This is a genomic window from Streptomyces sp. NPDC060028, from assembly GCF_042736725.1.
Classification (GTDB): Bacteria; Actinomycetota; Actinomycetes; order Streptomycetales; family Streptomycetaceae; genus Streptomyces.
The window spans coordinates 23,621-37,389 of sequence record NZ_JBHWVJ010000075.1 but is presented as its reverse complement, the minus strand read 5'-3'; the positions used below and the strand labels follow the sequence as shown (position 1 = coordinate 37,389).

Genomic DNA, 13,769 nt, shown 5'->3' with positions numbered 1-13,769 from the left:
GGCCCGGATCACATGGATCCGGGCCCCTTCGTCATGCACCTCGTGCGGCGTCAGCGCTTGTCCTCCTCCGGGTCCCCGGCGTCCGCCGCGCGCTCCTTCGCCGCCAGCTCGTCGTCGAAGCTCGCCGGCTCCGCGCCCCGCTCCGGCAGCTCGGTGGCCGCCGGCGGTTCGACGAGCCAGTCGGGGTTCGACTGCTGGTCCCACCACTTCCACGCCGCGAAGGCGCCTCCCGCCAGCAGGCCGACCAGCGCGACGCACTTGATCACCCGGCCCGTGCGCGCTCGCCGCTCGTGGCGCCGTACAAGCTTCTGCACCTCCTTCGCCGACACCTGGCCGCGCAGCGCCGCCAGGGCGGCAGTCGAACGCGACGAGACCTCCTCGGCCACCGGCTGCGCCGCCGCGAGCGCGTTCTCCAAGCGCGGCTGCGTGTAGTCCGCCGCCTGACGCACCGCCCGGCGGGACTGCTTCACCGCATGGGTAGCCGCCCGGTCCACATTCGGCGGCACGTGCGTGCGCGCCGCCTTGAACCGGGGATGCACATGACTGTCATACGTTGTACGAGCTTGTCGGGCGGCCACATCGGCCGCGTACGACACCTTCGGGGCCAGCCGCTCGTTGGCTTCTTGGGCGTAGTGCACCGCGGCATCCTTGGCGGATTCCGCGTACGGTGCCACCACTTCCGCCGCGTGCAGGAAACTCTCCCTGGCGCTCTCGGCTGCCAGGCGCACGCTGTCCTTGCGGGTCACGGGATCCTCCTCCTCGGTGGCGGACACAGTTCACCTTTCCACCCTTTGTCGGATCATGCCTGCCATACCGTCGACGGGCATGCGCGACAGGGCATACGGGTGGACGATTTCTGTCCGGCACGACGCTCCGTGCGACCATCTGAAACCGACAGTGCTGACTATGGAAGGCAGATCCGTGGCCGAGAAGCTCTACGCCACCCTGAAGACCAACCTCGGGGACATCGAGATCGAGCTGCTGGCGAACTTCGCTCCGAAGACGGTCCGGAACTTCGTCGAGCTCGCCACCGGTGAGCGCGAGTGGATCCGCCCCACCGATGGCCAGAAGACGACGGACCCGCTCTACGACGGCACTTTCTTCCACCGCGTGATCAGCGGGTTCATGATCCAGGGCGGTGACCCGCTCGGCAACGGCACGGGCGGCCCCGGCTACCACTTCGCCGACGAGTTCCACCCCGACCTGGCCTTCACCAAGCCCTACCTGCTCGCCATGGCCAATGCCGGCCCGGGCACCAACGGCTCCCAGTTCTTCATCACCGTCGCCCCCACCGCCTGGCTGACGCGCAAGCACACCATCTTCGGCGAGGTCGCCGACGGGGAGAGCCGCAAGGTCGTGAACGCCATCGCCGCCAGCGCGACCAACCCGCGCACCGAGCGCCCCCTCGACGACGTGGTCATCCAGTCCGTCGTCGTCGAGAAGCGCTGACCCGCAGCTGACCCGCAGCCGATCCGCAGCCGATCCGCAGCCCCCGGGAACCTTTGGGCCCGGCCCGTCCGTACTCGATGTGTACCGGACCGGCGGGGCGGATCAGCCATCTCGCCGCAGACCGAGGGGACCGATGGACACCGACCGCCTGCCGGGCTGCTACCGCCACCCGGACCGCGACACGGGCATCCGCTGCACGCGCTGCGAGCGCCCCATCTGCCCCGAGTGCATGATCAGCGCCTCGGTCGGCTTCCAGTGCCCCGAATGCGTACGCGGGGGCTCCGGGACGGGCCACCGCCCCACGGCCAATGCGCCGCGCACCCTCGCGGGCGGGGCGGTCGCGACCGACCCGCAGCTGATCACCAAGATCCTGATCGGGATCAATGTCGCGGTGTTCCTCGCGGCCGCCGTCTTCCCGGCGCTGGTGATCCAGCTGGAGCTGCTCGGACGCTACGTCGAGTACGTCGGCGCGCCGCTCGAAGGGGTTTCCACCGGCCAGTACCACCGGCTGCTGACCTCGGTGTTCCTGCACGTCGAGTGGTGGCACGTCATCGGCAACATGCTCGGCCTGTGGTTCATCGGCGGGCCGCTCGAAGCGGCGCTCGGCCGGGCCCGCTATCTCGCGGTCTACCTGCTGTCGGGCCTGGGCGGAAGCGCCCTCGTCTATCTGCTGACCCCGCCGAACACACCGACCCTGGGCGCGTCCGGCGCCGTCTTCGGCCTGCTCGGCGCCACCGTCGTCCTCGCGCGCCGGCTGCGCTACGAAATGCGGCCGCTGCTCACGGCGGTCGTCCTGATGCTGGTGCTGACGTTCGTACCGTTCGGCGGCAGTCTGAATGTGTCCTGGCAGGCCCACATCGGCGGTCTGGTGACCGGCGCACTGCTCGCGCTGGGGCTGCTGCGGCCCGCTGCCGGCAGGAATCGCACGCTCATCCAGTGGGGCACGTGTGCGGCGGTGTTCCTGCTGGTGGCAGCGGTGGTCGCGGTCCGGACGGCCGCACTCACCTGATCACACCGGCGTCAACTCTCCACAGAGTTATCCACAGATCTTCTGTCTTTTCCTCAGGTGTGGATGACGCTGTGGATAACTCATGGGGAGAGCTTGCGCAGCCGGTACTACCGTGCTTCTACTTCCACTGCGTGGAGACGCCGAATCCCGCGGCGATGAATCCGAAACCGACCACGATGTTCCAATTGCCCAGCGCCTCGATGGGCAGCTGGGTGTCGGTCACGTAAAAGACGACAATCCACGCGAGACCGATCAGAAAGAACGCCAGCATGACCGGAGCGACCCAGCTGCGGTTGGTCAGCTTGATCGTCTGTGCCTGCTTCGCCGCCGGCGGCGGGGTGTAGTCGTCCTTCTTGCGGATACGTGACTTCGGCACGAGGGGTTCTCCTGTCGATGCGCTGGGGACCTTGCCTCCCCCGGGCGTCCGTTAGCGTAGTGGACCTGTGGCGTTGAAGGAGAAGGGTACGTTGAGCAATTCCGACGACTCCTCCGCGGGTCCCCGTCGGCGGGTCAGACCGGTCCGGCTGCTGACGGCCGCCGTGTTCGCCCTGGCCGGCCTGATCTTCGTCACCAGCTTCAACACCTCCAAGGGTACGAACATCCGCACGGACGCCTCGCTCCTCAAGCTCTCCGACCTCATCCACGAGCGCAGCCAGAACAACGCGGAGCTGGAGAAGAGCACCGGAGCGGTGCGCGCCCGGGTGGACGCCCTCGCCGAGCGTGACGACGGCAGCACCAAGGCCGAGGACGCCAAACTGGCCGCCCTGCGGGCCGCCTCGGGTACCGAGGAGCTGTCCGGCAAGGCCCTCACGGTGACCCTCAACGACGCGCCGCCGAACGCGACCGCCCGCATCCCCAACGTGCCCGAGCCGCAGCCCAACGACCTGGTGATCCACCAGCAGGACCTCCAGGCCGTCGTGAACGCCCTCTGGCAGGGCGGCGCCGAGGGGGTCCAGGTCATGGACCAGCGGCTGATCTCCACCAGCGCCGTGCGCTGCGTCGGCAACACCCTGATCCTCCAGGGCCGGGTGTACTCGCCCCCGTACAAGGTCACGGCGGTCGGCGACCCGGGCGCGCTGCGCAAGGCCCTCGCCGCCTCCCCGGCGCTGCAGAACTACCAGCTGTACGTCAACGCGTACGGGCTCGGCTGGAAAGTGGACGAGCACAAGGCGCTGACACTGCCCGGCTACTCCGGCACAGTGGACCTCCACTATGCGAAGCCCGTGGCCCCCTCCTCCGAGACGGGCGCGCCCTGAGGAAGTGCGCGCCCAGGCCGTCCTGCGCCTGGTGGTGCGGACGTTCAGCGAGGTGTGCCTGACGGCGGGCACGCTGATCGTGCTCTTCGTCGCCTACGTCCTGCTGTGGACCGGCGTCAAGGCCGACCAGGCCATGGACGGGGAGATGACGCGGATGCGGGACCGCTGGGCCGCGGCGGCGCCCGCTGCGGCGCCCGCGGCCACCCCGCAGCCCTCACCGACAGCGGCGCCGGTCCCGTCACCGCAGCCCTCGACGCCCCCCGCGTACCCCGAGGGCCGGGCCTTCGCCGAGATGTACATACCCCGCTTCGGAGCGGACTGGAACAAGCCGGTCCTGGAGGGCACGGGCACCGAGCTGCTCAAGAAGGGCCTCGGCCACTACGCCGGCACGGCCCGGCTCGGCGCCACGGGGAACTTCGCGGTGGCCGGCCACCGGCGCACGTACGGCGACCCCTTCAAGGACATGCCGGAGCTGCGCCCGGGCGACGCCGTGATCCTCAAGGACGACGCGAACTGGTACACGTACACGGTCCGCGCCGAACCCCTGCGCATCCAGCCGGACGAGGTCGCCGTGGTCGATCCGGTGCCCCCGCGGTCGCCCTTCACGGCCCCCGGCCGGTACCTGACGCTGACCACCTGCGACCCGGAGTGGGGCCACAGCCACCGCCTCGTCGTGTGGGCCGAACTGACCGGTACCCGGGCCGTCTCACAGGGTGGACCGGAGGGATTGCCAAGGTGACCCCACCGCGCCGGGCGTGCCCTTTAGGCTGTGGACGTACCGCCCCTGCGGTGCGTTGAGCGAAAGGCAGCGGACGGCATGTACGGCTGGATCTGGCGGCACCTGCCGGGCAACGCGTGGGTACGCGTGGTGATCTCCCTCGTGCTGGTCCTCGCGGTGGTGTTCGTGCTGTTCCAGTACGTGTTCCCGTGGGCCGAGCCGCTGCTCCCGTTCAACGATGTGACGGTGGACGAAGGATCGGGAGCCACTCCGTGAGCGCGCGCATTCTGGTGGTCGACAACTACGACAGCTTTGTCTTCAACCTGGTCCAGTACCTGTACCAGCTCGGCGCCGAATGCGAGGTGCTGCGCAACGACGAGGTCGAGCTGGCGCACGCGCAGGACGGCTTCGACGGAGTCCTGCTGTCGCCGGGGCCGGGTACGCCGGAAGAGGCCGGCGTCTGCATCGACATGGTCCGGCACTGCGCGGACACGGGCGTTCCGGTCTTCGGCGTCTGCCTCGGCATGCAGTCGATGGCGGTCGCGTACGGAGGGGTCGTGGGCCGGGCGCCCGAGCTGCTGCACGGCAAGACCTCGCCGGTGGTCCACGAGGGCCTCGGGGTGTTCGAGGGACTGCCCTCGCCGTTCACCGCGACCCGGTACCACTCGCTCGCGGCCGAGCCGCAGACGCTGCCCGGCGTACTGGAGGTCACGGCGCGCACCGAGGACGGGATCATCATGGGCCTGCGCCACCGGGAGCACGACGTCGAGGGTGTGCAGTTCCACCCCGAGTCGGTGCTGACCGAGTGGGGGCACCGGATGCTCGCGAACTGGCTGGTGCGGTGCGGTGACGCGGGTGCCGTGGAGCGTTCGGTGGGGCTGGCCCCGGTGGTGGGCAAGGCCGTCGCGTGACGGCCCTCGCGCCGTCCGCGCCCACGGAGGGCCGGGCCGCGCGGCGCAGGGCAGCTCAGGAGGCCGCGAGGCGTCCGCGCTCGCGGCGGCGGGGCGGGCGCCGGCGAAGGCGCCCCGCCTCGGGCGGCCCGGTGGTGGTCGCCAGCCGGCTGGCCGGGGAGCTCTTCATCACCCTCGGCCTGGTGATGCTGCTGTTCGTCGCCTACCAGCTCTGGTACACGAACCTGCTGGCCGAACGGGCCGCGAACGGAGCCGCAGGCTCCCTGCGCCAGACCTGGCAGCGCGATCAGGGCGGGCCGGCTGCGCCGCCCGTGACGGCGTTCGAACCGGGCCAGGGCTTCGCCATCCTGTACATCCCGAAGCTCGACCTGAAGGTCCCCGTGGCGGAGGGCACCAGCAAGCCGAAGGTGCTCGACAAGGGGATGGTCGGCCACTACGGCGAGGGCTCGCTGAAGACGGCCATGCCGGGCGACCCGCAGGGGAACTTCGCGGTGGCGGGGCACCGCAACACCCACGGCGAACCGCTGCGCTACATCAACCGGCTGGTGCCGGGGGACCCGATCGTGGTCGAGACGCGGGACGCGTACTACACGTACGAGATGACCTCGCAGCTGGCGCAGACGCCGCCGACCAACGTGTCGGTGCTGAAGCCGGTGCCCGAGGGATCGGGCTTCACGGGCCCGGGCCGCTACATCACGCTGACGACCTGCACCCCGGAATTCACCAGCACCTACCGGATGATCGTATGGGGCAGGATGATCGACGAACGCCCCCGCGGCCAGGGTGCTCCGCCCGCGCTGACCACCCCGTAGCAGCCACCCCGTAGCAGCCCTCCCGCAGCCGCCCTAAGGACGAATCAGCAGTGTCACGTGCCCGCCGCCGCGCCGCGGCGCCGCCCCCCGGCCGCAGTGTGCTCGCCGGCTTCCTGAGCCTGCTCGGGGAGCTCCTGATCACGGTGGGCCTGGTGCTCGGCCTGTTCGTCGTGTACTCGCTGTGGTGGACGAACGTACTGGCGGACCGCCAGGCCTCCGCGCGGGGCGACCAGATCCGCCAGCAGTGGGAGCAGCCGCCGGCCCCGACGCCTTCGGCGCCCACCGGGCCGGGGGCGCTGGACACCCAGGGCGGGGTCGGCTTCCTGCACGTGCCGTCGATGAAGAACGGCGAGGTGCTGGTGAAGCGGGGCACCGACTCGGAGGTCCTCAACGACGGGGTCGCCGGCTACTACACGGACCCGGTGAAATCGGCGCTGCCGTGGGATCCGACGGGCAACTTCACGCTGGCGGCGCACCGGGACGGGCACGGGGCGAAGTTCCACGACATCGACAAGGTGAAGACGGGCGACGCGGTCGTCTTCGAGACGCGGGACACCTGGTACGTCTACAAGGTCTTCGCGGAACTGCGGCAGACATCGAAGTACAACGTGGACGTGATCAACCCGGTGCCCAAGGAGTCGGGCAAGACGGCACCGGGGCGCTACATCACGCTGACCACCTGCACGCCGGTGTACACCTCGAAGTACCGGTACGTGGTGTGGGGCGAGCTGGTCAGGACGGAGAAGGTCGACGACAAGCGGACCCCGCCGGCGGAGCTCCGCTGACACGCCCCGGGAGCCCCGGTGGCCCCAGGGGCCACAGCGGCACGCGCGAGGCCTCAGGCGGCCGCGCAGGGCCCTTGCCGAGGCCGTGAAAAGGCCCGGCCCCTCTCACTGCGAGAGGGGCCGGGCCTTTTCATGCCTCAGGGCGTCTTCAGTTGTCGCGGGCTAGCGGCGGTTGCCGCCGCCGGTGAGGCCTCCGAAGAAGCCGCCGTTGTTGCCGCCGTCCTGCTGACCGGCGATGGTCTGGACGTTGACCACCTGGCCCGTCGCGACCTGGGTGCCCACCGGCGGGTCGGACCGCAGGATGATCGCGGCGTCGTCCGACGGCCCCGCCAGGACCGAGCCGAAGGACAGGCTCTTGGAGGCGAGCTCCGCCTTGGCCTGGGCGACGGTCTTGCCGGCCAGGTTCGGGACCTGGACCTGCTGCGAGGCCTTGGAGATGGTCACGTTGACGGTGTCGCCCACGTTGATCTGCTCGCCCGGGGCGTACTGCTGCCCGACGACCGTCTTCGGCGGAGAGCCCGGGGACTCCTGCTCCGTGGTGCTGCCCAGCTTGAGCTTGGCGTCGGTCAGCGCCTTGACGGCCTGTTCCTTCGTCTTGCCCGTCAGGTCCGGGACGACCGCCTTGGACTGCTCCTTGGCGACGGTCAGGGTGATGACCGAACCCTTCTCGGCCTCGGTGCCGCCCTTCGGGTCCTGCTTCAGGACGGTGCCGGCGGTCCGCTCGGACTCCTCGGACTTCTTCTCGACCTGGAAGCCCTTGTCCTTGAGCGCCTGCTCCGCCTTGTCGTACGACATGTTCAGCACGTCGAGGACGGGGACCTTGGGCGCACCGGTGGAGATCTTCACCTTGACGACGGTCTTCTTGTCGACCTTGGCGTCGGGCGCCGGGTTCTGCGAGCAGACGTTGCCCTTGGCCTGGTTCTCGCAGGCCTCCTCGCCGTCCTTCTCGACGGTGAGGCCGACGTTGTCGCCGCTCTTCTGCGCCAGCTCGAAGGTCTGGCCGATGAGCTTGGGCACCGAGGGCCGGTTGTCGGCCCCGCCGCTGAAGAGGGAGCGGCCGATGAGGATCGCGCCGACCAGGACGAGGATGCCGGCCGCGACCAGCAGGATCGTGGAGGCCTTGCTCTTCTTCTGCTGTCGGCGGCCGTGGCCGCCCTGGTCGTAGCCGCCGTGGCCCTGGTCCCCGTACCCGTATCCGCCGTCACCCGGGGGCATCGGCGGGAGCATGGAGGTCTGGCCGGCGTCTGCGGCGCGCAGGGCGGTGGTGGGCTGGTCGTAGCCCTGGTGTCCGTAGCCGTGCCCCTGGTCGGGGTAGCCGTAGCCGGCGGCGCCCATGGCGGCGGTCGCGGCGACGGGCTGGCCGTCGAGGCAGGCCTCGATGTCGGCGCGCATCTCGTCGGCGGACTGGTAGCGGTAGTCGGGGTCCTTGACCAGCGCCTTCAACACGATCGCGTCCATCTCGGGCGTGATCTCGGGGTCGAAGTTCGACGGGGGCTGGGGCTCTTCCCGTACGTGCTGGTAGGCGACGGCCACCGGGGAGTCGCCGACGAACGGCGGGCGGACGCTGAGGAGTTCGTAGAGCAGGCAGCCGGCCGAGTAGAGGTCGGACCGCGCGTCGACCTGCTCGCCCTTGGCCTGCTCCGGGGAGAGGTACTGGGCGGTGCCGATGACGGCGGCGGTCTGCGTCATGGTCATGCCGGAGTCGCCCATGGCGCGGGCGATGCCGAAGTCCATGACCTTGACCTGGCCGGTGCGGGTGAGCATGACGTTGGCGGGCTTGATGTCACGGTGGACGATGCCGGCGCGGTGCGAGTACTCGAGGGCCTGGAGGATGCCGATGGTCATTTCCAGGGTGCGCTCGGGCAGCAGCTTGCGGCCGGAGTGCAGGAGCTCGCGCAGCGTTGAACCGTCGACGTACTCCATCACGATGTACGGGATGGAGATGTTGTCGACGTAGTCCTCGCCGGTGTCGTACACGGCGACGATCGCCGGGTGGTTGAGCGATGCGGCCGACTGAGCCTCGCGCCGGAACCGGGCCTGGAAGGACGGGTCGCGGGCGAGGTCGGCGCGCAGGGTCTTGACGGCGACGGTACGGCCGAGCCGGGTGTCGTGGGCGAGGTAGACCTCGGCCATGCCACCGCGGCCGAGCACGTGGCTCAGCTCGTACCGGCCGCCGAGGCGACGCGGCTCTTCCATAACGTTGCAGCCCTCTCCGTCAGTCCCGACCGCACCGGTGTGTGGTCCGGCGGTGTGCTGTTCGCCGCAAAGGCTACCGGCCGATCGTCGGTGATCGGTTCGTGACCACAGGCTGATACCGGACCGGTACCGTACGCTCGGATCCGGGCCGGAGCCAGTGATCCGGGTCACATCGGCGGCCGGTGCGGTTACCCCTTGTTGCCGGCCAGTACGGCTTCCATGACGGCCTTGGCGACGGGGGCGGCGAGGCCGCCGCCGGAGATGTCCTCGCGGCTGGCGTCGCTGTCCTCGATGACGACGGCGACGGCCACCGGGGAGGTGCCGTCCTTGTTCTGGGCGTAGGAGATGAACCAGGCGTACGGGCGCTTCTTGTTGCCCTCGCCGTGCTGGGCGGTGCCGGTCTTGCCGCCGACGACGGTGTCACGGATCTTGGCGTTGCCGCCGGTGCCGTTCTCGACGACGTTGACCATCATCTGCTGGACCTTCTGCGCGTTGGCGGCGGAGAGGGGCCGGCTCATTTCTTGCGGCTCGTGCTTCTCGATGACGTCGAGGTTGGGCGCGGTGAGCTGGGTGACCATGTACGGCTTCATCAGCTTGCCGTCGTTGGCGATGGCGGCGGTGACCATGGCCATCTGGAGCGGCGTGGCGGCGGTGTTGAACTGACCGATGGCGCTCTGGGCGTTGCCGTCCTTGCTCATCGTCTTGTCGTAGATGCTGGCGAAGGCGCGGACGGGGGTGTCGATCTTGTCGTTGTTGAAGCCGAACTTCTCGGCGGTCTTCACCATGTTGTCCCGCCCCACCTTGTCGCCCATGTTGGCGAAGACGGAGTTGCACGAGACCCGCAGCGCGTTGTTCAGGCTGGACTTCTCGCAGCCGCTGGCGTGGTTGACCATCGGGGTCTTGGTGCCGGGCAGGATGTACGGCTCGGGGGTGTCGGTCGGCGCGTCGATGTCGCTGACGACATTGTTCTCCAGGGCGGCGGCGGCGGTGACGACCTTGAAGGTGGAACCCGGCGGATAGGTCTCGCGCAGGGCCCGGTTGACGAGGTTCTTGTCCTCGCTGTCCTTCAGGGTGACCCAGGCCTTCTCGTCGTTCTTGGAGTTGCCGGCGAAGCTCGACGGGTCGTACGAGGGGGTGCTGACCAGGGCCAGGATGGCGCCGGTCTGCGGGTCGATGGCGGCGACGGCGCCCTTCTTGTCCCCGAGCTTGTCGAAGGCGGCCTTCTGGGCGTCGGGGTTCAGGGTGGTGACGACGTTGCCGCCCTGCTTCTTCTCGCCGGTGAACATGCCGATGGTGCGGTCGAAGAACAGCCGGTCGTCGTTGCCGGTGAGGATGCCGTCCTCGAGGGATTCCAGCTGGGTGGAGCCGAAGGCCTGCGAGGCGTACCCGGTGACGGGCGCCCAGAGGGGGCCGTCGAGGTAGGTCCGCTTGTACTTGTAGTCGCTGCCGTCGGTGGTGGCCGAGCCCGTGATCGGGTTGCCCTTGACGATGATGTTGCCGCGCTCGGTGGCGTACTGGGCGATCTGGACCCGGCGGTTCTCCTTGCGCGTGCTCAGTTCCTCGGCCTTGACGTACTGGAGCCAGTTGGTCCGGACGAGCAGCGCGAGGACGAGCAGCCCGCAGAACAGCGAGATGCGGCGCAGGGGCTTGTTCATGACGGGCGGACCACCTGGGTCATCTCGGAGTCGGGGGACGGGGCGGGGGCCGGGGCAGGGCGGCGTGCGGTGTCGCTGATCCGGATGAGGATCCCGATGAGAGCCCAGTTCGCGAGGACGGAGGAACCGCCCGAGGCGAGGAAGGGCATGGTCATGCCGGTGAGGGGGATGAGGCCCATGACTCCGCCGGCGACGACGAAGATCTGGAGGGCGAAGGCGCCGGAGAGCCCGATGGCGAACAGCTTGCCGAAGGGGTCGCGGGCGGCGAGGGCGGTGCGCACACCGCGCTCGATGATCAGGCCGTAGAGCAGGAGGAAGGCCATGACGCCGGCGAGGCCGAGCTCTTCGCCGACGGTGGAGAAGATGAAGTCGGAGTTGGCGGCGAAGCCGATGAGGTCGGAGTTGCCCTGCCCCCAGCCGGTGCCGAGGACCCCGCCGGAGCCGAAGCTCATGATCGACTGACCGACCTGCTCGCAGGCGCCGGACTTGCTGTAGCAGGCGAAGGGGTCGAGCCAGGCGGTCACACGGACCTTGACGTGGCTGGCCGTGGCGCCGACGACGGCCGCGCCGCCCACGCTCATGAGCAGGCCGATGACGATCCAGCTGGTGCGCTCGGTGGCCACGTACAGCATGATCACGAACATGCCGAAGAAGAGCAGCGAGGTGCCGAGGTCGTTCTCGAAGACGAGGACGAGCAGGCTCACCGCCCAGATCATCAGGATCGGGCCGAGGTCGCGGCCGCGCGGCAGGTAGAGGCCCATGAACCGGCGGCTGGCCAGGGCCAGGGCGTCGCGCTTCACCATGAGGTAGCCGGCGAAGAAGATGGCGATGACGATCTTCGCGAACTCGCCGGGCTGGATGGAGAAACCGCCGACGCTGATCCAGATCTTGGCACCGAAGACGTCGGCGCCCAGGCCCGGGATCACCGGCAGGATCAGCAGCACCAGCGAGGCGGCCATCGAGATGTACGTGAACCGCTGCAGCGTGCGGTGGTCCTTGAGGACCAGCAGCACGGCGGCGAACAGGGCGATCGCGAGCGCCGTGTACATCATCTGGCGCGGGGCGGACTCGGTGAAGCCGCCGAAGCTGCGCTTGGCGAGGTTCTGCAGGCGCACGGACTGGTCGAGCCGCCAGATCAGGACGACGCCGAGGCCGTTGAGCAGGGTGGCGAGCGGCAGCAGCAGCGGGTCGGCGTACTTGGCGTAGCGGCGTACGACGAGGTGGGCGATGCCGGCGAGGACGGCGAAGCCGAGCCCGTACGTGAACATGCCCGGGGGCAGCTTGTCGTGGATCGACAAGCCCACGTTGGCGTAGGCGAAGATCGGGATGACCACGGCGAAGCCGAGCAGCAGGAGCTCGGTGTTCCGCCGGCTCGGCAGCTCGATGGCGCCGATGGTGGTCGTGTTGGTGACAACGCTCATGGTGTGGCAGGCCCCCTGTGCCCGCGTATGTCTACTGCTTTTCGCAAAAACCGACCAGATCCTGCTCTGCGGGAGTCAGGGTGGGGCCGGGTGTTTGGTTGTTCTGCGCTTCGGCGGCGCGCTTGACTTCGTCCTTCTTGCACGCCGAGGCCTGGTTGGCCAGCTCGTCGATCTTCTTGCGGGCGCCGTCGAGGTTGCTTTCGCTGATGGTGGCCTCGACCTGCTTGCGCTTGAAGGGCGGCAGGTACTTCAGTTCGATGTCGGGTCGGTCGGTCTCCACCTTGGAGAGCTCCACCGGGCCGAGCTTCTGGCTGATCCCGCGGAAGAGCGCCACGTGCTCGCCCTTGACGCCGACGTAGTACTGCGCCTGTGTCCAGCGCCAGCCCGCATAGAGGCCGCCGCCGACGACGCCGGCCAGGATCAGCAGGGTCAGCGTGCGCATGGTCCACTTGCGCCCTTTGGAGCGGCGCCTGCGCGGGTGGTCGTACGTGTCGTCGTAGCGCGAGTCGTCGTCGTACGGCTCGGCTTCGCCGAAGCTCCCGTACGCGCCGCCCTGACCGCGCTGGTCGCCGTACCCGTAGCCGGGGGCCTCGCCGCTGCCGGGGGGGCCGAAGGCGCCGGCGGGCGGGGGGACCTGGCGGCCGAGCCCGGAGGCGCGGCCGGCAGGGGTCTGCATGGCGTTGCCGCCGTCGAAGAGCTGGTGCTGCTGGTTCTCGGCGACGGCGCCGACGACGACCGGGGTGTCGTTCAGCTGGGCGGCGAGGGTGTCCCCGCTGTCCGTGTCGAGGACGTCGGCGACGATGCAGGTGATGTTGTCCGGGCCGCCGCCGCGCAGCGCGAGCTGGATCAGGGCCTGCACGGTCTCGTGGGGACCGTGGTAGTCGGCGAGCGTCTCCTCCAGGGTCTGGTGGGAGACGACGCCGGAGAGCCCGTCGGAGCAGATGAGGTAGCGGTCGCCGGCGCGGACCTCGCGGATGGAGAGGTCGGGTTCGACGATGTCGCCGCTGCCCAGCGCCCTCATCAGCAGGGAGCGCTGCGGGTGGGTGGTGGCTTCCTCTTCGGTGATGCGGCCCTCGTCGACGAGGCGCTGCACCCAGGTGTGGTCCTGGGTGATCTGCGTGAGGAGGCCGTCGCGGAGCAGGTAGGCCCGCGAGTCGCCCACGTGGACCAGGCCGAGACGCTGGCCGGTCCACAGGAGGGCGGTCAGCGTGGTGCCCATGCCCTCGAGCTGGGGGTCCTCCTCGACCATGACGCGCAGCTGGTCATTGGCGCGCTGCACGGCCGTCGCGAGCGAGGTGAGGATGTCGGATCCCGGGACGTCGTCGTCGAGCTGCACGAGGGTGGAGATCACCTCGGAGCTGGCGACTTCGCCGGCGGCCTGGCCGCCCATGCCGTCGGCGATCGCGAGGAGGCGCGGACCGGCGTAGCCGGAGTCCTCGTTGCCCTCGCGGATCATGCCCTTGTGCGATCCGGCGGCGAACCGCAGGGACAGACTCATGCGCACCTGCCCTGTCGACGATGCCTCCGGGTGCAACCGGTCTCGAGCCACACTGCCCA

13 protein-coding genes and 1 pseudogene are annotated in these 13,769 nt (G+C 69.5%); 8 read left to right on the top strand and 6 right to left on the bottom strand.

Annotated features, from left to right (window positions below):
- Positions 1–50: 50 nt before the first annotated feature.
- A complete protein-coding gene (locus ACFWBF_RS29025; RefSeq protein ID WP_385607084.1) occupies positions 51–746 on the bottom strand; it encodes a DUF5324 family protein in 696 nt (231 codons plus the stop codon).
- A gap of 175 nt (positions 747–921) precedes the next feature.
- Between ACFWBF_RS29025 and ACFWBF_RS29020 the strand changes: the two genes are divergently transcribed.
- The gene (locus ACFWBF_RS29020; protein WP_385607091.1) at positions 922–1,449 is read left to right on the top strand and encodes a peptidylprolyl isomerase; all 528 of its coding nucleotides are present in this window, start codon (positions 922–924) and stop codon (positions 1,447–1,449) included.
- Positions 1,450–1,582: 133 nt separating this feature from the next.
- The gene (locus tag ACFWBF_RS29015; RefSeq protein ID WP_385607082.1) at positions 1,583–2,458 is read left to right on the top strand and encodes a rhomboid family intramembrane serine protease; all 876 of its coding nucleotides are present in this window, start codon (positions 1,583–1,585) and stop codon (positions 2,456–2,458) included.
- A gap of 118 nt (positions 2,459–2,576) precedes the next feature.
- Here ACFWBF_RS29015 and crgA read toward each other — a convergent pair whose 3' ends face one another.
- Positions 2,577–2,834 carry a cell division protein CrgA gene (gene crgA / locus ACFWBF_RS29010; RefSeq protein WP_385232051.1) on the bottom strand — a complete coding sequence of 86 codons (258 nt, stop codon included), beginning with the start codon at positions 2,832–2,834 and terminating at the stop codon, positions 2,577–2,579.
- 91 nt (positions 2,835–2,925) lie between these two features.
- On the opposite strand from crgA, the gene ACFWBF_RS29005 reads away from it, so the two are divergent.
- The 6 genes and pseudogenes from ACFWBF_RS29005 to ACFWBF_RS28980 all read left to right on the top strand — a co-directional run bounded on the left by ACFWBF_RS29005 (position 2,926) and on the right by ACFWBF_RS28980 (position 6,940).
- Positions 2,926–3,714: a DUF881 domain-containing protein gene (locus tag ACFWBF_RS29005; RefSeq protein WP_385607081.1), complete on the top strand. Its 789-nt coding sequence runs from the start codon at positions 2,926–2,928 to the stop codon at positions 3,712–3,714.
- Positions 3,715–3,718: 4 nt separating this feature from the next.
- Positions 3,719–4,453, top strand: a complete 735-nt coding sequence (locus ACFWBF_RS29000; RefSeq protein WP_385607079.1) for a class E sortase — start codon at positions 3,719–3,721, stop codon at positions 4,451–4,453.
- A 78-nt stretch (positions 4,454–4,531) separates the two neighbouring features.
- Positions 4,532–4,708 (top strand): hypothetical protein, encoded by a 177-nt coding sequence (locus tag ACFWBF_RS28995; protein ID WP_385607077.1) that lies wholly within the window; start codon positions 4,532–4,534, stop codon positions 4,706–4,708.
- Positions 4,705–5,343, top strand: a complete 639-nt coding sequence (locus ACFWBF_RS28990) for an aminodeoxychorismate/anthranilate synthase component II (protein WP_385232034.1) — start codon at positions 4,705–4,707, stop codon at positions 5,341–5,343. Before ACFWBF_RS28995 ends, ACFWBF_RS28990 begins: the two co-directional genes overlap by 4 nt.
- Positions 5,325–6,155: pseudogene (locus ACFWBF_RS28985) on the top strand (class E sortase); the annotation flags it as partial. The gene ACFWBF_RS28990 and the pseudogene ACFWBF_RS28985, both read left to right, overlap by 19 nt.
- Before the next feature lie 50 nt (positions 6,156–6,205).
- The gene (locus ACFWBF_RS28980) at positions 6,206–6,940 is read left to right on the top strand and encodes a class E sortase (protein WP_385607076.1); all 735 of its coding nucleotides are present in this window, start codon (positions 6,206–6,208) and stop codon (positions 6,938–6,940) included.
- Positions 6,941–7,102: 162 nt separating this feature from the next.
- On the opposite strand, the gene pknB is transcribed toward ACFWBF_RS28980, so the two are convergent.
- From pknB to ACFWBF_RS28960, 4 genes are all read right to left on the bottom strand, one after another.
- Positions 7,103–9,136: a Stk1 family PASTA domain-containing Ser/Thr kinase gene (gene pknB, locus ACFWBF_RS28975; protein ID WP_385607074.1), complete on the bottom strand. Its 2,034-nt coding sequence runs from the start codon at positions 9,134–9,136 to the stop codon at positions 7,103–7,105.
- Positions 9,137–9,324: 188 nt separating this feature from the next.
- Complete coding sequence (locus tag ACFWBF_RS28970; RefSeq protein WP_385607072.1) at positions 9,325–10,791, bottom strand: peptidoglycan D,D-transpeptidase FtsI family protein; 1,467 nt, start codon at positions 10,789–10,791, stop codon at positions 9,325–9,327.
- Complete coding sequence (locus ACFWBF_RS28965; protein WP_385607070.1) at positions 10,788–12,212, bottom strand: FtsW/RodA/SpoVE family cell cycle protein; 1,425 nt, start codon at positions 12,210–12,212, stop codon at positions 10,788–10,790. Before ACFWBF_RS28965 ends, ACFWBF_RS28970 begins: the two co-directional genes overlap by 4 nt.
- 31 nt (positions 12,213–12,243) lie before the next feature.
- Positions 12,244–13,710, bottom strand: coding sequence for a PP2C family protein-serine/threonine phosphatase (locus tag ACFWBF_RS28960; protein ID WP_385607068.1), 1,467 nt, complete (start codon positions 13,708–13,710; stop codon positions 12,244–12,246).
- Positions 13,711–13,769: the final 59 nt, after the last annotated feature.